This window comes from Metabacillus lacus, assembly GCF_009674805.1.
Classification (GTDB): Bacteria; Bacillota; Bacilli; order Bacillales; family Bacillaceae; genus Metabacillus_C; species Metabacillus_C lacus.
On sequence record NZ_WKKI01000015.1, the window covers coordinates 1 to 22,724 of the forward strand.

Below are 22,724 nucleotides of genomic sequence, written 5' to 3' on the forward strand. Positions count from 1 at the left end.
TCCTTTATTAGAAGTCACGGATAACGTGGGTTTAGCTTCTAGTTTAGGAGATTTTTTTGCATTCGTCCATAAAAAATCCCCCTATAATTTCAATTAATAGAGGGTAATTAAATTGATCTTTTGGCCTGTGGATACATATGCAATGATAGTGGAATTTCTCCGTTTATATGCGATGTGTATAGTGGCTTTCACAAGGTGCCTTTCCACCTTTTCAAAACTTAATTATGTATGTCGAATACATGTAACTAAGTTTTTACACAATCTTATGGACTTGACTTTTATTAGTGCTTTTTAAGATGATGATTTTTGCCAAACAATCTGTGATAAAGAGACATTATGATCCAGATAACAGCAGGAAGTGTGACTGCACCAATTATCATAGATACTAAAATAAGAAATGGCTTACTGAAGTCATCAACAAACAACAAAAAGATAGGAACAGCAGCTATGAAAGGAAATATTTTTATCAATGTAGATACATTTTTGTTTCCTTGAGCCTTCCATTTATTGTTGTACACTGTTAGTACGGTCCAGATTGCCGGCACTGCAATGATAGTTAGAATAACAGCAGTTAAAGCCAGCAGGTTGTTTAAAAAGCCTTTACTTATGAATGTTCCAAGCCATACAAGTGCTGTGATAGCAACCAATGAAATTGAGAACACTTTCATTGAACTTCCAAGATCAGCATGCTTTTCAACCACTGTTTCACGATCACTATATATAGGTGCAGTACCTGGCGATGCGCGGAATAAGTGAATATTTCCTTGGGAAGTAACATGATTCCATCCAGAGGAAGAAAGCAAGTCTAAATATTCCTCAGATTCATTTTCCTTTAAAGACCGATAATCAACATTGTAAATGTATTCTGAGTTTACTCCCTTTTCAAGGGTATAGCCCAAAAAAGAAAAGTCACGAACATGCCAGCCTTGTAAAGAAAATTTTCTTAATTTGTCCATATCCTTTTCCTCGGAAAAAGCTAAGCCATTTGACATTACATACTTTGAATTTCTCATTCTTCGGCCTCCTTTAATCCCATTTCTGCTAGATCAATCATTAATTTTCTCAGTATCACATCTGCTTTTAACACCTCTTTTCCTCTCTCAGTCAGCAGATATGTTTTCCGTCTTGGATTACTTCCATCATAAAGATAAATCCACTCTTGTTTTAATAACTTTTTGATAATTGTATACATTGAAGCAGGTCCTATCATTATAACTCCTTTAGTTCTTTCCTCTATTAGGGTCATAATTGCGTAGCCATGTCTTGGTTTTGTTAAAGAAGCCATAATATAAAACGTTGAGTCTGTGAGTTGTTCAGTTGTTTTCAAACCATCACCTTCTGTGTCTTCTTCCATATATCGTTTTATGATATATATCTGGTTTAAATGTATCACTTTATGATATATCTGTCTATAGGTATATCATAAGGTTTAATTTTGATAAGGGTCTTTTCCCATAAATAAAATGTAGATTGGAATTGCTTCTTCTCCTAAAAGAAAACTTAGAGTATGTTTGCAAAAAAAGACCAAATCGCCGGCATAGCAATTTGGTCCCCAATATACATACTGCTTTCATTCAATTTCAACCTTAGAGCCTTACATCTGAAATTCTTTCCTGAATGCTAAGAGCTGACAGCCACCTTTTCTTCCTGGGCAGCTTTCATTCTTTTATCATACATAGCTACAAATCCGATGCTGCTAAACAGCAGGAGTGAGAGAACCAGAAACATCATGGACATACCATAAATGTCCACTAGAATTCCTCCAAGGAGCGGTCCTATCATTCTTCCGCCCGTAGCTGTACTGTTGACAAAACCTTGATAAAATCCCTCTTTCCCCTTCGGCGCGAGGTTGTTGGCAATAGTCGGAACAGCTGGCCATACAAGCATTTCTCCCACAGTCAAAATCACCATGGCAGCCAAAAAGCCTGAAAACTGCTGAGCTGTAGAAGCTACAATAAAAGAGATAATGAAAATCAGGATGCCGAATATCATCTGCTGTTTCAGCGTTTTAACCGCATATTTTACAACTAGAGAAATGAGCGGCTGTGCAAAGACGATTAAAGCACCGTTCACTGCCCAGAGGAGGCTGTAATGGCTGATGGGTATGCCAAGTGCCTTTGTATGGACAGATATGGTTGACTGCCACTGAACATATGCCACCCAGCAGAGAAGGTAACCGGAACAAACGATCATCAGCGCACGAAACTGATATCTTTGCTGCAATGCCCTTGCTCCATTTAATACTGGTGCTGCTGCTGCCCTTAAAGTATCCATTCCTTTAAAACCAAACACAGCCACCAGCAGAAATACGATATATAACACTGCATTCGCAGTAAAAATCAGCTGAAATGAATAAGATGCAATCAGGCCACCAAGTGCAGCCCCTACTGCGACACCTACATTCTGAGCCACATAAATAGAATTAAAAGCACGTCTTCCTCCTTCAGGCCAGACAGATCCCGCCATGGCATACATGGATGGAAACACAATTCCTGAACCAAATCCAACGATGGTCAGAAGCAGGACATACGGACCCCAATCATGAAAGAAAACAAGACCAATCACAGCAAAAAGAGTAATAAAAATTCCAAGCAGGATAGATTTGTACCCGCCTATTTTGTCAAACAGAACACCGCCAAACAGATTTCCCGCTACGCTGGCAGCCGAATTCAGCATAAGCACAGCACCTGCTACGGTTAACGATTTACCCAGATACTCATGGATATATATTGTATTCAGGGGCCAAAGAAACGATGAACCTGTTACATTAATCATCATTCCAATGATCAAAAGCCATAATGCTTTTGGCATTTCCCCGCCTCCCTTACCTCATTCATTTGATTATTATCATTAAATTCTCAGCACACTTTTCTAAATGCCAAGAAAAAGCGGACATTTTCTTCCATTGAGAATTGTATTCCTTTTTATGTTCTTTTTCAAGAGACTTCTGGGACAAGGTACCTGTCCCCTTGTCCCGAAAAAATGGTAGAATGAGGAGACAAACCAAAAGAGGGGGAACCCCGATTGACCAACAGATTGTTTTTTTCAATAGGAATTTTACTATCATTGTTAGGAACAGCAGCTTCGGTTTATTTTATCGCTGTAAACGTACAGGCATCTCAGAATCAGGAGTTATATGGTGTTACAGGCAATGACGCATTATTCATTTTTCTTATGCAGACATCCAGCGGCCTTTTTCCTTACTTCTTCTTAATTTTCACAGGCCTTTTACTCATCGCAGCTTCTTCGCTGTTGAAGGAAATGACGGAGAAAAACAAGCTGACTGCAGAGCTTATCAGCAAGCTTCCTGAAGTTTCCTCCCAAAGTCAGGAAATAACTCAGAATAAGGCTTCTGAGATAGAGGATAAGCAGGATGTCACACCTGAAAAGATCATCTCTCCACCTGTAAAAGTACAAAATGATGAAGAAAGATACTACTGGAAAGGCTGATATCTGGAAGCATCACCCATTGATTTTTTTCTAAAAAACAGGTAATATACTCTTACAAGCTGCGTTGTGCGTTGACTGATAAAGTTTTAACCTTTAAGCTGAAATAGGGAGTTTTATATCGGGCTTTGAATGTCATGCCTCCTTGGCTGAGGACGACATGAACAGTTCTGCAAACACCCACTTTATGGAGTGTGTGGTATTAAAACTCTATTATGTTTACGGCAATTGCGGCCTTTATTACAAACAGCAAGCCTGTTCCTCACAAGGAACAGGCTTTTTTTATTATTCAGGAAATATTTTTGTTTTATTGGATCTGGAGTAGGACATATAGCCTCTTTTGGACTTTCTGTCTGCAATTTCTTCTTCCCTGCTGCCGTTGCAGCGAAGCTTGCTGCTTTTCTGCTTTCTCATGTTAATGTTTGAGAAGGATCATGTCATTTTGCCGATCCTGCAGCTGCAGTCTCATTCTGTACAGCTCTTCCCTTTGCTGCTCATCTGCACTTAATGACAGTTTGTTCAGATCATTTACTGCATTCTCAAGCAGCATCTGTGCTTTTGTATATTCTGTATCATTATAATGCTCCTGCTGTGCCCCATGCTTGTACTGTTCTTCAGCAAATTCCAGGGCGGCAACGCATATTTCAAGATGATTCTCCACAGATTGTCTTGTTGCCAAATCAATCCCTCCCATCATCATGAAGCTTGAGCTTCATAAAGTTAGTTTGTACGGAAGTACGCCAATCATCTAGAGCAAATGGTGGAAAGACGGGCAAATTTTAAAACTGTTTGAAGCATGTACACCCTCATGCTACAATGCAATGATGGTTATTATAACAAAGGAGCTGATTTAAATTGAACCAGCTGAACCCTTTTCCATATGCAAGTGAAGATAAACGATATCATACATGGAATTATCATTTGAGAGATATTTTCGGACACAAGGTTTTTAAAGTAGCCCTTGATGGCGGCTTTGACTGCCCAAACCGGGATGGCACAGCGGCATACGGCGGATGTACCTTTTGCAGCGCGGCCGGGTCAGGTGATTTTGCAGGTGACCGTGCCGTTTCACTGACAGAACAATTTAATGAAGGCAAAACGAAAATGCATACTAAATGGAAAGAAGGCAAATATATCGCCTATTTCCAAGCTTATACCAACACTCATGCACCGGTGGACGTTTTACGCAAAAAATTTGAAGAAGTACGACAGCTTGAAGGAGTTGTAGGAATGTCCATCGCAACCAGGCCCGACTGCCTGCCTGATGATGTAGTTGAATATTTAGCTGAGTTAAATAAAAAAACATACTTATGGGTTGAACTCGGCCTGCAAACCGTTCATGAGCGCACAGCTCTGCTCATTAACAGGGCCCATGACTATTCCGCTTACAAACAGGGAGTTGAGAAGCTGAGGAAGCATGGCATCCGGGTTTGCACACATATTATTAACGGACTTCCTCTCGAAAATAACAGCATGATGATGGAAACTGCCAGAGAAGTCAGCAAGCTGGACGTTCAGGGCATAAAAATCCATCTTCTTCACTTGCTGAAAGGAACTCCCCTGGTGAAACAATATGAAAAGGGCAAGCTCTCATTTCTTACTCAGGAGGAATATGTTCAGCTTGTCTGCGATCAGCTGGAAATTCTTCCTCCTGAAATGATTGTACACCGAATTACCGGTGACGGCCCCATTGATTTAATGATCGGGCCAATGTGGAGTGTGGATAAATGGAGCGTCTTAAATGCAATTGATGACGAACTGAAAAACCGAAACAGCTGGCAGGGCAAACGATACAGCAGAAAGGAGCTAGTCAATGAAGCTTGAGCGAATTCTTTCTTTTTGCCGAAGTCTTTTATCCTCCGCTGTTGAACAGGGCGGCATAGCAGTAGATGCTACAGCTGGAAATGGACACGACACGGCATTTCTTGCGGAATGTGTTGGGGATGGCGGCCATGTATACGGTTTTGATATTCAGGAGGAAGCAATTGCAAACACAGCAGAACGCCTGGAGAAAGCAGGGCTTACAGCACGTACAACCCTCTTTAAAGAAAGCCATGACACTATTTCTCAGCATATCCCGTCTGTTTACCATGGAAAAATATCAGCAGCAGTCTTTAACCTTGGCTACCTGCCCGGTGGAAATAAAGGCATTGTGACCGTCCCTTCTTCCACCATAGCTGCTGTTGAACAGCTCCTAACCCTTCTAAAGCCCCAAGGAATCATTGTGCTTGTGATTTATCACGGCCATCCCCAAGGACAGGAAGAAAAAAATGCAGTCATGCAATTTGCGGAGGGCATTGACCAGAATGACGCACATGTTTTGAAATATCAATATCTAAATCAAAAGAACAATGCTCCTTTTCTGATTGCCATTGAAAAACGATAAATGTCTGAACAGTATTCTAAGATGGCCAGGGCTTTCTCTCCCCGCACACCATGAAATTTCGTTTCCTTTCTGAAAACAGCAAAAAGCTCAAAAATTATTTTGAGCTTTTTTGCGTTTTATGAACCTGTCCGGGAAGACAGTTTTTGAAATGTTCTGTAGGCTTTCCCATTTAAATAAAAGAAGTAAGAAGTTTTTCCGCCGGTTTTAATCAGCTGCTTTGCAAGTTTAGTCAATTCCTTTTGCCCGGACACCTTTTCATCAGACAGATATACTCCAAGCAAGCCTCTGTTGATAAATTTATGAAAATGCTCATGGGGAATTCCTTCAAGGTTTTTATCGGCCTCAGAGATAAAAAATGCCAGCCTGTTCATCAATTCTTCTTCGTTTTGATAATAGGTGCAAAAATTCAAGTCTCCGCCGATTCTGTCTTCTTCCTGGTCAATTAGATAATCCAGCAGAATATGCAGCCCTTGAATATAAGGAAAGTAGCTTGTTTTAATTTGGCGTGCAAGATGGGCATTAAAGCTGTCCTGAAATGCATAGGAAACAAGGCAGAAAATGCCCAGCGTAGATCCGGCGCATGCTGAAAATTCATACCATTCCATACCGGGGAACCGCTTTTTGTGACGCTCAAACCAGTTTTCCAGCCGCGGAATTCTCTCTTCTGCTTTTACATGCTTATGTACTTGAAGATCACAATAATATTCCGCTAATTCAATCAGCTTTTCACTGATCAGCGGATAATGCTCTAATGTGCCCAAAGTTTTTTGACACGTAGAAACCAGTTCATGAAGATATCCTCCATCATCCTGGTCTTTTCGGAATTCATAATAATTCTTCAGGGGCGCTCCATATGTCAGAGCATCAAGCATAGACTGATGAAGCATCCTGAAATCAACCGGATCCAATGAGTGACTGCGGTCGCATAAATTATCAAGATAATCACTGATGGTTTGATATGCTACGATAAATTCAATACATTCCTTTTTTTGCGGACCTGACAGGATTGAAAGAACGCTTCCGCCCTCACAATGAAATGACTTGGATTCTATGCTGGCCAATGCCTGGGCGCGAAGTTCGCTGTTTGGAATTTCTTCTGCTCTCTTCTTCCAATAGGCAAGATATTGTCCGACTATAGGGAAAATATCTCTATAGATTTTTGTCATCAGACCAATCGGGTTCTTTGGTACTGTCATATTTCCCCCTCCTTTTCAGTCAGTTTTCCTTCAGCAAAATGAAGTGCAGCTTTAAAGACCTTGTCCCTTTCAGGTTCACTGAATAATTCATGATACAGGCCATTCCATTCCCTATAGGATTTATCACTGCTGTTCAGTAAATTAAACCAGCCTTTTACTGCCTCTCTATCCACAATTTTATCCTCTCCTGCCTGCATAATCAAAAGAGGAACATCGGGAAGAGCATTTATTTTTTCAAAAGCCAGTGAAACTGCCCCTAAAAGTTCACGATACCATCTCACAGAAACTTTAGTAACGAACAGCGAATCATTTTCATCTTCATCCTGAACTTCTCTGTTTCTGGTTGCCATATCTATAGAAAGCTTAGATTCAAAAAGCATATCAGGCGCAATTTTATTCAGGCCAAGAGACAGAACATTCAGCGCTTTCCCAGGCTTGTACTTTAATCCAAGGCAAGGGGAGGACAAGATGGCGCCTGAGACAGCATGGTGATGTTCCTGTAAACTGCGAATGACAACCAGGCCTCCCATACTGTGTCCGAGTAAAAAAACAGGAAGTCCTGATTTTTCTGCCTCGGCTATCCACAGTCCGGCCTCATTTATATATTCGTCAAAAGAAGAAATATGTCCTCTTCTTCTTGTTGTAAGTCCCTGACCGGGGAGGTCTCCCATTATAACATTGTAGCCGGAGCTTCTCCACATTTCAGCAAGCCACATATAACGGCCGCAGTGTTCTGCGGCTCCATGAATACAAACGATTGTGGCTTTCGCATTGTCAGCCGTTATTCTGCGCATGATATTTCCTCCCTGCGAAATTTTCATATGGTAAAATGAAATAAAATTGGAATCGAAAGGGCGGTTGCTATGATTTATCCGTACAAAGGCGTTACTCCTGAAATAGATGAAAGCGCATATATTGCCGACTACGTCACAATCAGCGGTGATGTCAAAATTGGAAAGGAATCCTCTGTTTGGTTTCAGACGGTGATTAGAGGCGATGTCGCCCCAACAATGATTGGAGACAGAGTAAATATTCAGGATCTCTGCTGTTTGCATCAAAGCCCCGGAAAACCGCTCATTATAGAGGATGGCGTCACAGTTGGACACTCAGTGACCCTTCACAGTGCCATCATCCGGAAAAATGCACTGATTGGCATGAATTCCACCATTCTTGATGGAGCAGAAATAGGCGAGGGAGCTTTTATTGGGGCGGGAAGCCTTGTACCGCCGGGAAAAGTCATTCCGCCGGGTATGATGGCTTTCGGGAGGCCTGCTAAAGTCATCCGGAATGTAAGTGAAGATGATCGGAAGGACATGGACAGAATTCAACGTGAGTATGTAGAAAAAGCCAGGCTGTATAAAGAAACCCCTCCTGTTTCCAGGTAATGTTTTCCTCAGTAAATCAGTAATATGATAGTACCATTAGGGAAGCCGCAGCTTTATATTTTTAATAAACGGCCTGAGGAAAGTATTGCATTTCAGATCCTATTCCTCTCTTGGCTTCCCCATGAATAAACTTTCTTTACATTTTTGCAAATACAAGCTTCTAAATCTTTACAATAGCTTATTATTCTCTAAATATTTACAGATTAAAATAGAATAGAGTAGTGCTGTAAAGGGAGGTTTCGCCATGAAAACAAAACTCATGCTGAATATGTATGACTTTGAATGCAGGCTCTTCAGAAGTGTAAACAGGCACTTTGACCGAAAGTTTCTGAATTTTTACTTCCGTCATATTACTCATGTCGGCGGTGCATCTGCTACAATCCTGTTTTGTCTGCTGCTTATTACTCTTTCCGAAGGCACCCTCAGGCTGACGGGAATCGCTTGTGCTGCTTCCCTCCTGCTGAGTCATCTGCCTGTAGCAGCTGTTAAAAAGCTTTATCCAAGGAAACGGCCGTACTTGGCGCTGCTGGAAACCAGATTTCCAAATAATCCTCTAGAGGATCACTCATTTCCATCCGGACATACAACTGCTATCTTTTCAGTTCTTATACCTGTCATGCTGTTTTCGCCTGTTCTGCTGGGCATCCTTCTCCCTTTGGCCATAAGTGTGGGGATTTCAAGGATATATCTGGGGCTTCATTACCCTTCAGATGTACTTGCGGGCTGCCTGCTGGGAACGTCTGCAGGTTTTGCCGCGTACACAGCTGTCATGTATCTTTTCGAGAACATCTTCATACTTGCATAATTTGCTTCATTAGCGGCAAAAACGTTCAAGGAGGATTATCGATGAAAATAGCTATTTTTACAGACACATTCGCTCCTGATGTTAACGGAGTTGCGAGAACATTAAAAAGGTATACCGATTATCTTGAGGCGCAAAATATCCAGTTCAGGGTCTTTGCACCGGAAAGCACAAAGGAATCCCTTTTTTCCAGCTCCATTCACCGGTTTGCCAGCCTGCCCTTCTTTCTCTATCCTGAATGCAGATTGGCGCTTCCTAACATGGTGCATGTAAAAAGTGAACTTCAAAGATTTCAGCCTGACATTATTCATATTGCCACTCCTTTTAATATTGGGCTATGCGGCCTTCATTATGCTAAAAAACTGGAAATACCTGCAGTAGGCTCCTATCATACTGATTTTGACCAGTATCTTGATTATTACGATTTTCAGTTTTTGTCCAAATTTCTTTGGAAATATATGCACTGGTTTCACAGGCCTTTTCATAAAATTTTTGTTCCTTCAAACGAAACGCTCTCCCAGCTGGAAGCAAAAGGATTTCAAAATCTCCGGCTCTGGAGCAGAGGCGTAGATTCCTCCCTTTTTCACCCGGATTATTCTGCAGAGAAAATTAGAAAGAATTACAATATTGGTGAAAAGTATATTTTGTCGTATGTTGGCCGGCTTGCCCCGGAAAAAGATATCCAAACACTGTCTGCAATTGCCAATGGACTTCCTGAAGAAATGAAGAAAGACATACATTGGATTATTGTAGGAGACGGGCCTTCCAAGCAGGACCTTATCAAAGAGATGCCTGATAACGTAACGTTTGCAGGCTATTTGAGCGGGGAAGAGCTTGCAAATATATATGCCTGCTCAGATTTGTTTGTATTTCCATCTCCAACTGAAACGTTTGGCAATGTTGTGCTTGAAGCCCTCTCATCAGGCACACCGGTAATCGGAGCAAACTCAGGGGGTGTGAAGAACATCATTCAGCAGGGAAAAACAGGCTTGCTATGCGAACCGAAACATACAGAAGAATTTATCTCAGGCATACAATCTCTGCTTCAGGACAAAAACAGGCTGCAGACGATGAGTGCACAGGCGAGGGCTTATGCACAGACCCAGACGTGGGATGCCATTTTTCAAGGTTTGCTGCAGCAATACGAAGAAGTGCTTCAGGAACCTGCTATGCTGAGAAAATACGCATAAAAAAAAGGCTATCCCGCGATAGCCTTTTTTGTGTTTATCTTTATTTTGCTTCCGCTTCTTGTTTAAGAGTTTCAGCTTTATCTGTTCTTTCCCAAGGAAGATCAAGATCCAGACGGCCGAAATGTCCGTACGCAGCTGTTTGTTTATAGATTGGTCTGCGAAGGTTCAGCATCTTGATAATCCCTGCTGGGCGAAGATCAAAGTTGTTGCGGACTACTTCTACAAGTGTTTCTTCTGAAACAGTGCCAGTACCGAAAGTATCCACAGCAATGGAGACAGGCTGTGCTACCCCAATTGCGTAAGCAAGCTGCACTTCACATTTATCAGCAAGGCCTGCTGCTACAATATTTTTAGCAACATAACGTGCTGCATATGCAGCGGAACGGTCTACTTTTGTTGCATCCTTACCAGAGAATGCTCCTCCGCCATGGCGTGCATATCCTCCATAAGTATCAACAATAATCTTGCGTCCTGTTAAACCTGCATCCCCTTGAGGACCTCCGATAACAAAACGGCCGGTAGGATTAATGAAGTATTTAGTTTCTTCGTCAATCAGTTCTTTAGGAACCACAGGATTGATGACATACTCCTTAATATTGCGCTGAATTTGCTCCAGAGTCACTTCAGGGTGATGCTGAGTGGAAATAACAATCGTATCGATTCTAACCGGCTTGTCATTTTCATCATACTCAACAGTAACCTGAGTTTTTCCATCCGGACGAAGGTAAGGAAGAATTTCTTCTTTACGAACTTCAGTTAAACGGCGGGAAAGCTTGTGAGCCAAAGAGATCGGAAGAGGCATCAGCTCTTTTGTTTCATTGTTGGCGTAACCGAACATAAGACCTTGGTCACCAGCTCCGATTGCATCAATTTCTTCATCTGACATTTGCCCTTCTCTCGCTTCAAGAGCCTGATCCACACCCATTGCAATATCAGCAGACTGTTCATCAATGGAAGTCAAGACTGCACATGTTTCGGCATCAAATCCGTATTTGGCACGTGTATAGCCGATTTCCTTAATTGTTTCACGAACAATCTTAGGGATATCAACATAAGTAGATGTAGTAATTTCTCCGGCTACCAATACCAAACCGGTTGTTACTGAAGTTTCGCAAGCGACACGCGCGTTGGCGTCCTTTGCAAGAATTGCATCAAGAATGGAATCTGAAATCTGGTCACAAATTTTATCCGGATGCCCTTCTGTTACAGACTCTGATGTAAATAGGCGACGTTGTTTCGTCATGTTTTGACCTCCTAAAAAGATAATGGACAATACATTACGGTATACCCGCATATGTTGATACGGAACTCATTTCCTTATTCTCAAAGTGGATAACTTGTATCTCTTAGCTAAAATAAAAAATCCTTTCCTGGGAGGAAAGGTTATATTTACTCTCTGCCTTTCACTCTTATCGATCAAGGATCTGTGCCTTGCCTCAGTTTAGCACCTATGCTCAGAAAATTCCGGATCAGCTCTATGTAAGTGAACTGTTTTGATAGGAATAAATATGTACCGTAGCCTTCCTCGCTTGAGCAGGTTGCTGGGTTTCACAGGGTCTGTCCCTCCACCAGCTCAGGATAAGAGTATCCGTTCAAAGAAATATCTTACGGAATAAACCTGCAAATGTCAACAAAAAGCGACAAGCTCAAATGCTAAAAACTGCACTTTATTTATATTACCCTTGTTAATGGAAATAAAACGGTCCGCCTATTTTTTTACAGAGTGACATTTGGTGTTCCAATATGAGTCTTTCTACGTAAAATACATTAAATAGTGTGGATTAATAAATCAAATGTGTTATACTAATTAAGAGCAAACCATGAGTCAGCATTGATGTTTTATGAGTGACGATAAACAAGCAAAGGAAGGATTTTGGGGATGAATTCTGTGGAGATAACGAATGAATTAGCGGCTTTGCTAAAAGGGGAAAATACTTACCATAATTTATCTGTTCCGCAATTAATTGAAAAGGTCCTTCAGCGGAACGAGGGTTCACTGACTTCAACCGGTGCAGTCAGGGCTACAACGGGCACCTATACAGGCCGGTCACCAAGAGATAAATATATTGTAAAAGAAGATTCTGTAGCAGATAAAGTAGATTGGGGAAGCGTCAACCAGAAGATTGCTCCTGATATTTTTGAAAAGCTTTATCAAAAAGTACTCTCTTATCTCTCAGAAAAAGATGAAATATTTGTATTTGACGGGTTTGCCGGAGCTGATGAGAAGTACCGGATCCCTTTAAAAGTTGTAAACGAATTTGCCTGGCACAATTTATTTGCCCATCAGCTTTTCATAAAAGATGAAACTGGCAGCAATGATGATGGAAATCCCTTTTCTATTGTTTCTGCCCCAACCTTTAAAGCCGACCCTGCTGTTGACGGAACAAGGTCGGAAACGTTCATTATGATTTCTTTTGAAAAAAGAATCGTTTTGATTGGCGGAACTGAATATGCAGGTGAAATGAAGAAATCTATTTTTTCTGTCATGAACTACCTGCTTCCTGAAGCCGGCATTCTCCCTATGCATTGTTCTGCGAATGTTGGCGAAGAAGGTGATGTGGCTCTGTTCTTCGGTTTATCGGGAACAGGTAAAACAACATTATCTGCCGACTCTTCCAGAAAGCTGATTGGCGATGATGAACATGGCTGGTCAAGCACAGGCGTCTTTAATATTGAAGGCGGCTGCTATGCAAAATGCATTGGTCTGACAAAAGAAAAAGAGCCGCAGATTTTTGATTCTATTTCTTTTGGAGCTGTTCTTGAAAATGTTGTTATTGATGAAAAAACAAAAATAGCAGATTATGAAAATGCTTTTTACACAGAGAATACCAGAGCTGCCTATTCAATCGATTCCATTGATAATATTGTTGTCCCGAGTATCGCAGGTCATCCATCAACCATGATTTTTCTAACAGCAGATGCTTTTGGCGTTCTCCCTCCCATCAGCAAACTGACAAAAGAACAAGCGATGTATCATTTCCTAAGCGGATATACCAGTAAACTTGCAGGGACAGAGCGTGGAATTACATCACCGGAAACAACCTTCTCCGCATGCTTTGGATCTCCCTTCCTGCCGCTGCCGGCTACAAGATATGCGGAAATGCTTGGGAAAAAAATTGAAGAACATGATGTGCAGGTATTTTTGGTCAATACAGGCTGGACCGGCGGAGCGTACGGAACAGGCAAGAGAATGAAACTGGAATATACAAGAGCAATGGTGCAGGCTGCACTTCACGGAGAGCTTGACGGAGCGGAAACAATAAAAGATCCCCTGTTCGGGCTGAATATTCCCGTGCATGTTCCGGGAGTACCTGATCACGTGCTGCTGCCTGAAAAAACCTGGGAAAATCAGCAGGAATATCAGCAAAAAGCCAGGGAGCTCGCTGCTGAGTTCAAGCAGAATTTCAAAAAATTCAACACAATTGATCCGCAAATTTCAGAACTTGGCGGGCCCGCTCTATAAGTTTTACTTTATGAAGACTGCATGCTTGGCAAAAGCTGCAGTCTTTTTTAAAAGCATTCTGCACGAAAAAAGGATAAGCTCACTCTCTAAACTAAAATACTCCGTCTATTACCAGTTGAGCCAGCTGCTGAATGAATACCTGATTCTCCAGCATGGTCAGTTTGCATGAAATACATATTGTTTTAACGTACAGTCTTTTCACTATGACGAAATTGTGAACTTTACATAATAAGTTCAGCAAAAGCATTTTTAAAAATTTTATTTTAGAAAAGTAAAAAGTGAAACATTTCTCATTTCACTTTCGTTCATTTTGTGATAACTTAATAGCATCACAAAAAAACAAATGTATATCAGGAGAGGACAACATGAAAAAATTTGGGTTATTGCCGAAAATTATTGCTGCAATTATTTTAGGAATTATCGCGGGTAATATTGCTCCAGAGCCAGTCATCAGATTTTTTGCTACCTTTAACGGGCTGTTCGGAGGTTTTATTGGTTTTGCCATTCCATTAATCATTATTGGTTTTATTGCACCTGGAATTAGTCAGATTGGAAAAGGTGCCGGAAAACTGCTTGGATTAACAATACTATTTGCCTATGGCTCTACTGTATTGGCCGGGCTGCTTGCTTATACAGCCGGTTCACAGCTTCTTCCCGGCTTCATTTCCGGGAGCACTCTACAAAATATGGAGAATCCGGAAGAATTTCTGCTGGAAGGTTTTTTCAAAGTAGAAATGGCTCCAGTCATGGGTGTCATGACCGCATTGCTTTTTGCTTTTGTTTTAGGAATTGGAACGGCTGCTGTTAACGCAGCTGCTCTTCAAAGGGTGCTTGAAGATTTTAGGAGTATTATTGAAAAACTGATTACAGTAATCATTATTCCGCTCCTGCCTTTTCATATTTTTGGTATTTTCGCTAACATGACTTTCGGAGGCCAGGTTCAGGATATTCTCTCTATTTTTGCGAGAGTTTTCCTGCTCATTATTCTTTTGCATTTCACCATGCTGCTGATTCAATTTACAGCGAGCGGTCTGCTTACCCGAAGCAATCCTCTTAAGCTGTTTAAGACCATGCTGCCTGCTTACTTTACTGCTCTCGGGACGCAATCTTCTGCAGCAACCATTCCAGTTACACTGCGTCAGGTGAAGACAACATCAGTAAAATCGAAAATAGCTGACTTTTCCGTTCCGCTTCTTGCTACCATTCACCTTTCTGGAAGTACAATTACGATTACCAGTTTGGGAATGGGTGTTATGCTGCTGCACGGTGATATGCCGATACTTTCGAGTATGCTGCCGTTCATATTCATGCTGGGCATCACCATGATTGCTGCTCCAGGTGTGCCAGGGGGAGCTGTTGTTGCTGCGTCAGGGCTGTTTATGTCGATGCTCGGATTCAGCGAGACGATGGTTACTTTAATGATTGCTCTTTATCTTGCACAGGACAGTTTTGGAACAGCTGCGAATGTCACAGGTGACGGCGCACTAACAATGCTATTGAACCGCTTTTCTAAAAATGACCATCATGATTCTGTCAGCAGTTAAAGAAGAGCTGGCAGCTATCTGACAACTGTCTCCAGAGCCATTATCTTAAAGGCTTTAGAGGCAGTTTTTTTCGCCTGTTTTACTTGTTTTAGCAAATAAAAAAGCATCCAAAAGCATAGCTTCTGGACACTTCTGCATCGTCTGCTAATCCTCAACCTTCGCCTTCCCCTTAATTAGTAGAGTTTAAGGCAATCAGCTGATAAGTGATGACTGTATTTTCTGCTTCCATTTCAACCTTTTTGACAGTGGCTTTTCCGCTTGGTTCACCCTCTTTTGTTTTTCTGACTTCCAGCGGAATGTCTATCGGATAAATTCTGTATCCCTTTTTCGTAAGCTGAAACGTGTTTTCAGCAATCCGGATCTCCAGTCCCTTCGTTACAATCATTGTATTAAATTCCAGCGGCATACCCAATATCATCTCTCCTTGTTGTTTTGCATTCATTTTACCATATCACTATACAAATCATCAGTCACACCCGCGTCCGGCTGCTGCTTCATCCAGTGAGTCAGCTTTTTAACTGCTGCGCGGTTTTCGGCAGGCGGAAAATAGTGGGTAAATTGGTTGTAATACAATGTCTCATGTGGCTTGTTCAGATCTTTCAGCCTCTTCTCTAAGCGATAGGCATGCTCTACAGAGACATTCTCATCCAGTTTTCCGTGTATGATGAGCACAGGTGCATGAAGCTGCTCCAGGTGGTACAGCGGAGTTCTCCATTTATACAGCTCCGGAACTTTTATGGGAGAGCCGCCAATCACTCTTTTCATCATTCTTCGAAGATCTTCTCTTTCTACATAAGTGAGCGACATATCAGATACTCCCCCCCATGTGACAACAGAACAAATAGCTTGATCATATATTCCTGTTAACAGTGCCATGACTCCGCCTCTGGAAAAACCAAACACGTGTATGCGGCTGTTATCTACCTTATCATGCTCTTTTAACACTTCCACCGCTGAGATCGCATCCTGCCGGTCTTCTCCTGCAAAGTCCTCATTTCCTTCTCCGCCTTGGTTTCCTCTGTAAAAGGGGGCAAACACCACGAATCCTTCTGAGGCAAACTGCACGATTCTGCCTAATCGCACTTTTCCTACATTTTTAATCCCACCACGTAAATATAAAAACCCTTCATATATTCCTTCTCCTTTTGGCTCAGCCAGCAGCCCCTTCACCTTTAGTCCCCCGGACATATATGTAATTAACCGTACGGTGATGTTCGGACTTGGTGAAGGAAATGTTGTGCTGGCAATGATTGTTTTAGGCTGCATCCTTCATCCTTCTTTCATGAATTACTGGGCGTTCACACAATTTTTAAAAGTATCATATCTTATCTTACATTAACAAAGCATTTTCTAATTACTTACCCATTATGAGGAGGATTATGATGTTAAGAAAATTTTTGATACTTACCCTTGGCTGCATGATGCTGTTTGCGTTCTCAGCCTGTCAGCAAAGTCCGGCAAAGGTAAGGGTTGCCGAAGTAACCAGGTCTATTTTTTATGCACCCCTATATGTTGCCCTATCCAAAGGATTTTTTAAGAATGAGGGCCTGCAGGTAGAAGTGCAAACAACCTGGGGAGGAGATAAAACAATGACCGCTCTTTTGTCAGGCGGCGCTGATGTGGCTTTGGTAGGATCGGAAACGTCCATCTATGTGTATGCTCAGGGTGCAAACGATCCTGTTATCAATTTCGCACAGCTGACCCAGACAGATGGGACCTTCCTGGTTGCGAGAAATCACAGCGGCTCTTTTGATTGGGAAAATCTGAAAGGAAGCACGTTTCTTGGCCAAAGAAAAGGCGGAATGCCGCAAATGGTCGGTGAGTTTGTCTTGAAAAAGCATCAAATTGATCCGGAAACAGATGTGAACCTTATTCAGAACATTGACTTTGCAAACATTGCCAATGCCTTTGCCTCAGGGACAGGTGATTATGTCCAGCTGTTTGAACCTACTGCAAGTATATTTGAAAAAGAAGGAAAAGGACATATCGTGGCTTCTTTTGGCACTGAATCCGGCAAGGTCCCCTACACCACCTTTATGGCAAAGAAAAATTACCTCAGCCAAAATGAAGAAACAGCTCAGAAATTTACAAATGCTATTTATAAAGCACAGCAATGGGTGGAAAAAAGCACGGCGGCAGAAATAGCGAAAGTGATTGAGCCTTATTTTGAAGACACACCGGCTGATGTAATTGAAACGGTTGTAGATCGGTACAAACAGCAGCATTCTTTCGCTTTAAATCCTGTATTGGACGAAGAAGAATGGAACAATCTTCAAGATATTATGTCAGAGGCAGGAGAGCTGCCGCAAGCGGTTGAGTACGGGGATCTGGTAAATACAAAGCTTGCCGAAAAAGCAGCGGCAGAATAGGAGGTCAAAATGGCCTTTTTGGAGTTAGCATCCATTCATCACACATACTTTACTGAAGAAAGTGCCAAGGTTGTTCTTGAGAATATTTCTGCTGATATAGAGGAAGGTGAATTCATATCCTTTATAGGACCCAGCGGCTGCGGCAAAACTACTCTTTTATCCATTATTGCAGGCTTAATTCAACCTACCTGCGGAGAAGCTTCGATTACGGGGCTTCCCCCTCAAAAGCGAAAAAACGCCATTGGCTATATGCTTCAGCAGGATTATTTGTTTCCATGGAAAACCATTGAGGAAAATGTACTGATTGGTTTGAAAATCAATGGTTCCTGCACGCAAGAAGCACGCGAACGCTGTCTGCAGCTTCTTGAAGAAATCGGCCTGAGCGGCGTTGGCAGTCTGTTTCCTCGCCAGCTTTCAGGCGGGATGAGACAAAGAGCTGCTCTTGTCAGAACGCTTTCTACTGATCCTCTCGTACTCTTACTGGATGAACCCTTTTCTGCACTCGATTATCAAACAAAATTAAAACTTGAAGACTTAGTTTGCAAAACTATAAAGGATTTAAGCAAAACAGCCCTGCTGGTTACCCATGATATCGGGGAAGCAATTGCGATGAGCGACAGAATTTTCTTATTCGCTGCCAATCCGGGCAGACTGGCAAAAACCTTTGATATACCGGAAGAACTAAGAATTCTGGAACCATTCGAAGCAAGGCAGCACCCTTTATTTTCTCAGCTTTTCCAGACTATTTGGAAGGAGCTGCAATTACTTGAAGACCAATTCGGAAAATCCAACGAAACTCCTTCATAATCTCTATATCGCTCAGCTGAAAAAAGAAAGAAGAATTGTTTTCTTTTATCAGGCTGTCATATTTTTTCTTTTCTTTTTCGTATGGGAAACAGCAGGAAGACTTCATGTGATTGATCCTTTAATCTTCAGCTATCCTTCAAAGGTCTTTTCTCTGTTTCTCGAAAAAGCTGCCGACGGATCTTTGTTTGCCCATACGGGTGTGACAGTATTTGAAACATTGCTCGGCTTTATCCTGGGCACGCTCCTCGGCACCATCTTAGCAACGCTTCTTTGGTGGTCAGAAAGAATATCAAAGGTCCTTGATCCTTATCTAGTTATTCTGAATGCCATGCCAAAAGTCGCGCTTGGCCCCATCCTGATTGTAGCTCTCGGCCCCGGGTATGTCTCTATTATTGCCATGGGAACGATTATTTCAGTGATTATCACCGCTCTGGTGGTGTATACAGCATTCAAAGAAGTGGATCACAATTATTTAACCGTACTGAAAACTTTTGGCGCCTCAAAAAGACAATGCTTTTCTGAAGCGATCCTTCCGGCATGCTTTCCAAGCATCATTTCAGCACTGAAAGTGAATGTAGGTCTGGCATGGGTCGGTGTCATTGTCGGAGAATTCCTTGTATCCGCTAAAGGATTGGGCTACATGATTATATACGGCTTTCAGGTTTTCAATTTCACGCTGGTGTTCCTGAGTCTGCTTCTCATTGCAGTTTTCGCTACGCTGATGTATCAGATAGTAGAGCTTCTGGAACGAAGGCTGATAAAAGATTCTAAAAGATGATTGTAGCTGTGATATAAGATGGGCGTTAGCAGCTGCCTCGCTTCCCTTCATGAACAAAACTCCGGCTCTATGAGAGGCCGGAGTTTTGTTTTATATATTGATTCAGTACTTTCTCCAATGCTTTTTCCAGCACATCGTCCTTCATAATAAAGCTGTAATCCTTGTGTATACGGATATTCTTGGGAAGTTCCTGCAGAAGAACCGGCCCTTTTGTTTCAAAATATGTTTCCTGAACAGTCAGTGTAGAAACGGTAGCAAAATAAATGTTTTTTATGATTGTTTTTTCTTTGCCGAATACCTTGTACTGCCCAAGATAATCTATCTTCTCTACCGTCCCGCCGGTTTCTTCCTTTACTTCCCGGACAGCTGCTTCTTGCGCATTTTCCTCATTTTCCACCTTGCCTCCGGGAAATTCAAGGCCCCGGTCTTCATGCTCAGTCAGCAGCCATTTGTTACCGTATCTGCAGATCACCCAAACATGCCTGGGATTCTGAGAATATGGGTGGTCTTCAAATGATAGCTGAACTTCATTGTGATAGTAATCTTTAAAGCGATACATTTTCGACATCCTTTTATTTACTGCTTCTTGAAATTAATCTTATCACAATGGGCAGAGAAGATAGAAGGCAGAAGTACTAAGATTTTTCAACATTTTCCTTTAATAAACCAAGAGACCTAATATGGTTTTTTGCTTCCTCGTCTCCTAAATCATATATCATCTGATAAATCAGAAGATTTGTGGAGTCAACTGCATCATTTTGGGGATCGTCATGATACTCGAGGTAAGGTACATGTGCTCGCCAGAATCCCTGCCAGTCAGAGGAATATTCCTGATCAAAATATTCTCTTAGCTTGGTTATTTCTTCATCTGTTGCTATAATTTTAAAATCCCATGGAGATACATTGCTGAATTGAGATATTTCCCTTGATCCTACGGATACATAATACGTATTTTTTTCACTTGCCATTTTTAAGACAGCTCCTTGCCAGTATTAATCATATTCTTTCAAGTTATAAAAGAAATATACCCAAAAAGGATGCCACAGAATCTTTAGGAACATCGAAAGTGGGTATATTATTTGAAAAGGAGTGATGGCGATGAACTTGTTTAATAGGCATGCAGATGAGCTGAAAACGCGTTTCAGAGCAGATGACGAAGATATTGAAGCTGCTGCAATCGGAAAAATTCAGCATCTAAACAAGCAGGAGCTGCTCATGCTTGTTTCTGAGATGGAAGAAACGCATTTAAAGCAAATAGTCAGCAATTACTTTGCTGATAGAATTCAGGAAGAAATTGGATTAGAGGAACTTGGACCTTTTTCCAACTAATGAAAGGAGTCAGACAAAATGAGAGATTTAAGCGGGAAAAATGCATTGGTTACGGGGGCCGGCAGGGGGATTGGACGCGCTACTGCCATTGAGCTTGCAAAAGAAGGCGTGAATATAGGATTGCTTGGCAGAACCTCTGCTAACTTAGAAAAGGTTGCAGAAGAACTGAAGCAATTTAATGTAAAGGTATCCTACGCAGCATCAGATGTAGCTGAGTATGAAAGCGTGCAGACTGCAGTTGAGCAGATCAGTTCAGAGCTTGGATCTATAGATATCCTCGTTAACAATGCAGGAACTGCAAAGTTTGGCGGTTTTATGGATCTGTCCCCTGAAGAGTGGGAACATATTATACAGGTTAATCTGATGGGTACATACTATGTAACCAGGGCTGTTCTTCCCCAGATGATTGAAAGAGGAGAAGGAGGAGACATTATCAATATATCTTCCACAGCCGGGCAAAAAGGAGCGCCAGTCACTAGTGCATACAGCGCTTCAAAATTTGGCGTGATTGGATTAACAGAATCTCTCATGCTTGAAGTAAGAAAGCATAATATCAGAGTGAGCGTACTTACACCAAGCACAGTTGCTACAGACCTGGCAATTGAACAAAATCTTACAAACGGCGATCCTGATAAAGTCATGCAGCCTGAAGATCTGGCAGAATATATGGTAGGTCAATTAAAACTGCATCCAAGAATATTTATCAAGTCAGCAGGCTTGTGGTCCACAAATCCATAAAGAAGTTCCCTGATTGGGGCAAGAAAAGCAGTGCTGAGAAGCGCTGCTTTTCTTGTATATATTGGCTGAATTCTATTCATTCACCGTTCATCTTTTCATCACTTGGATAACGTAATCCCATTTGCTTTCTGGCTTCTTCTATAATCTCGGCAGCTGCCATTGTTGTATGGAAACTGTTGAGATCTGACTGCTGTTTTCCCTGCAGTATGCAGTCTATAAATTCTTTTACCTCGTAGAACATTGGGTGCTTTTCCTGCTTAACTGTCAGATTTTCAACTTCTCCATTCCTATAGTGAATTTCCACTTTTTCCGGAGTATGTATTTTATCAATAAGAAGATTTCCATTCTCTCCTTGTATTTCAGCAGGAAGAGCAGAGTTGGAGATTTTGGAATACATGACTACCGCCTCCATACCTTGATAGCTGAGCAAAATACTTCCTTCTCCGTCTACTCCTGATGATAGAAGATGCCCGGAAGCCTGAATTTTATCAGGTCTGCCAAACAGCGCTACAAGAGGATATATGCAGTAGATACCTATGTCCATTAATGCGCCATTGGAAAATTCCGGCTTAAAAGCATTTAAAATATTTCCTTGTTTGTACGCATCGTATCTAGATGAATACTGGCAATAAGAAGCAAAATATCTTCTGACTGGACCAATTTTTTGAAGGCTGCTTTGAACCGCACCAAAGTTTGGCATACATGTAGATTTCACAGCCTCCATCAGTACAACCCCATTTTCCTTTGCAGCTTTTATCATGTTTGATATTTCATATGTATTGGAAGCGATAGGCTTTTCACACAGCACATGCTTGCCGTTTTTTAGGAAAGTGATAGCTTGTTCCGCATGTAAGGAGTTGGGACTGGCAATATAAACAGCATCAATCTCGCTGCTTGAAGCCATTTCCTCAAGATTTGTGAATATATGGCTGACACCATATTTACCAGCAAACGACTGTGCTTTTTCCTCCGTTCTTGAATAAACAGCGTTCAGCGCAAATTCCTCTGCCTCTCCTGCAGCTTTGAGGAATTCCTCAGTGATCCAATTTGTTCCGACAATTGCAAACCTGACCATTTTCTTCAGCCTCCTTTAATATTCTCCTGTTTACAATATAGAATAGCGGAAGGAAACAAAAAATGAAAGAAAGTCACCCCCTTCCTCTTCTGCAAAACAAAAGGAACAAGCATGTTATACTGTTTTCTATGAATTTCTGTTCTGCACCAGCTTTTGCTTACATTTGATTTTGTAATTAGTTTGATATAAAATTGTGACTGTCCGGTCAATCTATC

The 22,724-nt window shown here is 41.6% G+C and carries 25 protein-coding genes, 1 other RNA gene and 1 riboswitch; of the genes, 14 read left to right on the forward strand and 12 right to left on the reverse strand.

From position 1 onward, the window contains the following. Nucleotides 1-281: 281 nt before the first annotated feature. The 3 genes from GJU40_RS09550 to GJU40_RS09560 form a co-directional block, all read right to left on the reverse strand. A complete protein-coding gene (locus tag GJU40_RS09550; protein WP_154307538.1) occupies nucleotides 282-1,013 on the reverse strand; it encodes a DUF2812 domain-containing protein in 732 nt (243 codons plus the stop codon). Further along, nucleotides 1,010-1,327, reverse strand: a complete 318-nt coding sequence (locus GJU40_RS09555; RefSeq protein WP_154307598.1) for a PadR family transcriptional regulator — start codon at nucleotides 1,325-1,327, stop codon at nucleotides 1,010-1,012. Before GJU40_RS09555 ends, GJU40_RS09550 begins: the two co-directional genes overlap by 4 nt. Nucleotides 1,328-1,620: 293 nt before the next feature. Continuing rightward, the gene (locus GJU40_RS09560) at nucleotides 1,621-2,811 is read right to left on the reverse strand and encodes an MDR family MFS transporter (RefSeq protein ID WP_154307539.1); all 1,191 of its coding nucleotides are present in this window, start codon (nucleotides 2,809-2,811) and stop codon (nucleotides 1,621-1,623) included. Nucleotides 2,812-3,024: 213 nt separating this feature from the next. On the opposite strand from GJU40_RS09560, the gene GJU40_RS09565 reads away from it, so the two are divergent. After that, entirely contained in the window at nucleotides 3,025-3,450 is a 426-nt protein-coding gene (locus tag GJU40_RS09565; protein ID WP_154307540.1) for a hypothetical protein, read from the forward strand. 53 nt (nucleotides 3,451-3,503) lie between these two features. After that, a non-coding RNA gene (gene ssrS, locus GJU40_RS09570) (6S RNA) lies at nucleotides 3,504-3,688 on the forward strand. Between the two features lie 174 nt (nucleotides 3,689-3,862). Here ssrS and GJU40_RS09575 read toward each other — a convergent pair. Beyond that, nucleotides 3,863-4,126: a YtzC family protein gene (locus GJU40_RS09575; RefSeq protein WP_154307541.1), complete on the reverse strand. Its 264-nt coding sequence runs from the start codon at nucleotides 4,124-4,126 to the stop codon at nucleotides 3,863-3,865. A 176-nt stretch (nucleotides 4,127-4,302) separates the two neighbouring features. Between GJU40_RS09575 and mnmL the strand changes: the two genes are divergently transcribed. Together mnmL and mnmM are read left to right on the forward strand one after the other, a co-directional pair. Further along, a complete protein-coding gene (gene mnmL, locus GJU40_RS09580) occupies nucleotides 4,303-5,271 on the forward strand; it encodes a tRNA modification radical SAM protein MnmL/YtqA (RefSeq protein ID WP_154307542.1) in 969 nt (322 codons plus the stop codon). Next, nucleotides 5,261-5,833: a tRNA 5-(aminomethyl)-2-thiouridylate-methyltransferase MnmM gene (gene mnmM, locus GJU40_RS09585; RefSeq protein WP_154307543.1), complete on the forward strand. Its 573-nt coding sequence runs from the start codon at nucleotides 5,261-5,263 to the stop codon at nucleotides 5,831-5,833. The genes mnmL and mnmM overlap by 11 nt, the downstream gene beginning before the upstream one ends. Before the next feature lie 116 nt (nucleotides 5,834-5,949). On the opposite strand, the gene GJU40_RS09590 is transcribed toward mnmM, so the two are convergent. Beyond that, nucleotides 5,950-7,029 (reverse strand): tetraprenyl-beta-curcumene synthase family protein, encoded by a 1,080-nt coding sequence (locus GJU40_RS09590; protein WP_154307544.1) that lies wholly within the window; start codon nucleotides 7,027-7,029, stop codon nucleotides 5,950-5,952. Continuing rightward, nucleotides 7,026-7,823 (reverse strand): alpha/beta hydrolase, encoded by a 798-nt coding sequence (locus GJU40_RS09595; RefSeq protein WP_154307545.1) that lies wholly within the window; start codon nucleotides 7,821-7,823, stop codon nucleotides 7,026-7,028. The genes GJU40_RS09590 and GJU40_RS09595 overlap by 4 nt, the downstream gene beginning before the upstream one ends. Before the next feature lie 69 nt (nucleotides 7,824-7,892). Here GJU40_RS09595 and GJU40_RS09600 point away from each other — a divergent pair, with 69 nt between their 5' ends. The 3 genes from GJU40_RS09600 to GJU40_RS09610 all read left to right on the forward strand — a co-directional run bounded on the left by GJU40_RS09600 (nucleotide 7,893) and on the right by GJU40_RS09610 (nucleotide 10,406). Further along, nucleotides 7,893-8,414, forward strand: a complete 522-nt coding sequence (locus tag GJU40_RS09600) for a gamma carbonic anhydrase (protein ID WP_154307546.1) — start codon at nucleotides 7,893-7,895, stop codon at nucleotides 8,412-8,414. 244 nt (nucleotides 8,415-8,658) lie between these two features. Beyond that, complete coding sequence (locus GJU40_RS09605; protein WP_154307547.1) at nucleotides 8,659-9,219, forward strand: phosphatase PAP2 family protein; 561 nt, start codon at nucleotides 8,659-8,661, stop codon at nucleotides 9,217-9,219. A 41-nt stretch (nucleotides 9,220-9,260) separates the two neighbouring features. Then, the gene (locus tag GJU40_RS09610; RefSeq protein WP_154307548.1) at nucleotides 9,261-10,406 is read left to right on the forward strand and encodes a glycosyltransferase family 4 protein; all 1,146 of its coding nucleotides are present in this window, start codon (nucleotides 9,261-9,263) and stop codon (nucleotides 10,404-10,406) included. 40 nt (nucleotides 10,407-10,446) lie between these two features. Here the strand turns inward: GJU40_RS09610 and metK are convergent, their stop codons facing one another. Beyond that, complete coding sequence (gene metK, locus GJU40_RS09615) at nucleotides 10,447-11,649, reverse strand: methionine adenosyltransferase (RefSeq protein ID WP_154307549.1); 1,203 nt, start codon at nucleotides 11,647-11,649, stop codon at nucleotides 10,447-10,449. Between the two features lie 163 nt (nucleotides 11,650-11,812). Further along, nucleotides 11,813-11,991, reverse strand: a riboswitch (SAM riboswitch). A gap of 294 nt (nucleotides 11,992-12,285) precedes the next feature. On the opposite strand from metK, the gene pckA reads away from it, so the two are divergent. Both pckA and GJU40_RS09625 read left to right on the forward strand, forming a co-directional pair. Further along, on the forward strand, nucleotides 12,286-13,869 hold the full coding sequence (gene pckA / locus GJU40_RS09620) for a phosphoenolpyruvate carboxykinase (ATP) (RefSeq protein WP_154307550.1): 1,584 nt from the start codon (nucleotides 12,286-12,288) through the stop codon (nucleotides 13,867-13,869). Nucleotides 13,870-14,234: 365 nt separating this feature from the next. Then, nucleotides 14,235-15,413: a dicarboxylate/amino acid:cation symporter gene (locus tag GJU40_RS09625; RefSeq protein WP_154307551.1), complete on the forward strand. Its 1,179-nt coding sequence runs from the start codon at nucleotides 14,235-14,237 to the stop codon at nucleotides 15,411-15,413. Between the two features lie 169 nt (nucleotides 15,414-15,582). Here the strand turns inward: GJU40_RS09625 and GJU40_RS09630 are convergent, their stop codons facing one another. Both GJU40_RS09630 and GJU40_RS09635 read right to left on the reverse strand, forming a co-directional pair. Next, nucleotides 15,583-15,825, reverse strand: coding sequence for a DUF2584 domain-containing protein (locus tag GJU40_RS09630; protein WP_154307599.1), 243 nt, complete (start codon nucleotides 15,823-15,825; stop codon nucleotides 15,583-15,585). A 26-nt stretch (nucleotides 15,826-15,851) separates the two neighbouring features. After that, on the reverse strand, nucleotides 15,852-16,679 hold the full coding sequence (locus GJU40_RS09635) for an alpha/beta hydrolase family protein (RefSeq protein ID WP_154307552.1): 828 nt from the start codon (nucleotides 16,677-16,679) through the stop codon (nucleotides 15,852-15,854). Between the two features lie 152 nt (nucleotides 16,680-16,831). Between GJU40_RS09635 and GJU40_RS09640 the strand changes: the two genes are divergently transcribed. The 3 genes from GJU40_RS09640 to GJU40_RS09650 are packed head-to-tail and all read left to right on the forward strand — an operon-like array spanning nucleotide 16,832 to nucleotide 19,367. Further along, nucleotides 16,832-17,782 carry an ABC transporter substrate-binding protein gene (locus GJU40_RS09640; RefSeq protein WP_246188333.1) on the forward strand — a complete coding sequence of 317 codons (951 nt, stop codon included), beginning with the start codon at nucleotides 16,832-16,834 and terminating at the stop codon, nucleotides 17,780-17,782. Nucleotides 17,783-17,791: 9 nt separating this feature from the next. Next, nucleotides 17,792-18,589 carry an ABC transporter ATP-binding protein gene (locus tag GJU40_RS09645; RefSeq protein ID WP_154307554.1) on the forward strand — a complete coding sequence of 266 codons (798 nt, stop codon included), beginning with the start codon at nucleotides 17,792-17,794 and terminating at the stop codon, nucleotides 18,587-18,589. Beyond that, nucleotides 18,549-19,367 carry an ABC transporter permease gene (locus GJU40_RS09650; protein ID WP_154307555.1) on the forward strand — a complete coding sequence of 273 codons (819 nt, stop codon included), beginning with the start codon at nucleotides 18,549-18,551 and terminating at the stop codon, nucleotides 19,365-19,367. The genes GJU40_RS09645 and GJU40_RS09650 overlap by 41 nt, the downstream gene beginning before the upstream one ends. A 67-nt stretch (nucleotides 19,368-19,434) precedes the next feature. Here the strand turns inward: GJU40_RS09650 and ytkD are convergent, their stop codons facing one another. Continuing rightward, a complete protein-coding gene (ytkD, locus tag GJU40_RS09655) occupies nucleotides 19,435-19,926 on the reverse strand; it encodes an RNA deprotection pyrophosphohydrolase (RefSeq protein ID WP_154307556.1) in 492 nt (163 codons plus the stop codon). A gap of 76 nt (nucleotides 19,927-20,002) precedes the next feature. Continuing rightward, the gene (locus GJU40_RS09660; RefSeq protein ID WP_154307557.1) at nucleotides 20,003-20,335 is read right to left on the reverse strand and encodes a hydrolase; all 333 of its coding nucleotides are present in this window, start codon (nucleotides 20,333-20,335) and stop codon (nucleotides 20,003-20,005) included. Between the two features lie 130 nt (nucleotides 20,336-20,465). Here GJU40_RS09660 and GJU40_RS09665 point away from each other — a divergent pair, with 130 nt between their 5' ends. Beyond that, the gene (locus GJU40_RS09665; protein WP_154307558.1) at nucleotides 20,466-20,696 is read left to right on the forward strand and encodes a DUF6154 family protein; all 231 of its coding nucleotides are present in this window, start codon (nucleotides 20,466-20,468) and stop codon (nucleotides 20,694-20,696) included. Between the two features lie 18 nt (nucleotides 20,697-20,714). Continuing rightward, nucleotides 20,715-21,434 carry a 3-ketoacyl-ACP reductase gene (locus tag GJU40_RS09670; protein WP_154307559.1) on the forward strand — a complete coding sequence of 240 codons (720 nt, stop codon included), beginning with the start codon at nucleotides 20,715-20,717 and terminating at the stop codon, nucleotides 21,432-21,434. A 76-nt stretch (nucleotides 21,435-21,510) separates the two neighbouring features. On the opposite strand, the gene GJU40_RS09675 is transcribed toward GJU40_RS09670, so the two are convergent. After that, nucleotides 21,511-22,509 carry a Gfo/Idh/MocA family protein gene (locus GJU40_RS09675; protein ID WP_154307560.1) on the reverse strand — a complete coding sequence of 333 codons (999 nt, stop codon included), beginning with the start codon at nucleotides 22,507-22,509 and terminating at the stop codon, nucleotides 21,511-21,513. Nucleotides 22,510-22,724: the final 215 nt, after the last annotated feature.